The sequence below is a fragment of the Streptomyces mutabilis genome (assembly GCF_014649815.1).
Classification (GTDB): Bacteria; Actinomycetota; Actinomycetes; order Streptomycetales; family Streptomycetaceae; genus Streptomyces; species Streptomyces mutabilis.
In genome coordinates, this window is record NZ_BMTT01000312.1 from 1 (window position 1) to 522 (window position 522).

The 522-nt window shown below is 36.6% G+C and carries 1 protein-coding gene; it reads left to right on the forward strand.

Translation table 11 applies throughout. From position 1 onward, the window contains the following. Positions 1 to 438: bacterioferritin (gene bfr, locus IE142_RS40460; RefSeq protein ID WP_191889535.1), on the forward strand; the 438-nt coding region annotated here is incomplete at its 5' end. Positions 439 to 522: the final 84 nt, after the last annotated feature.

Below are 522 nucleotides of genomic sequence, written 5' to 3' on the forward strand. Positions count from 1 at the left end.
CGATCTTTAGGTGGTGAACTTGTTGCAATTAATCAGTATTTCTTGCATGCCCGTATGTTTAAAAATTGGGGATTTACTCGCCTTAATGCGATGGAATACCATGAGTCTATTGATGAAATGAAGCATGCTGATAAATATATTGAGCGTATTTTATTTTTAGAAGGTATCCCTAACTTACAAGATTTAGGAAAACTCAATATCGGTGAAGATGTTGAAGAGATGTTGCGTTCAGATCTTGAACTCGAACTAGGGGGCGCAAAAGACTTACGTGAAGCTATCGCTTATGCTGATTCAATTCATGATTATGTGAGCCGAGATCTGATGCTAGAAATCTTAACGGATGAAGAAGGGCATATCGATTGGATTGAAACCCAACTGGAGCTTATTGAACGTATCGGACTACAAAACTATCTTCAAGCGCAAATGATTGAAGAGTGATCTCATCTTTTAGCAAAAAAGAAGTACTAATCTTTCTTTATTGCTACCTATCGAATTTATAAAAGCAAAGGTAACGCTATTGTT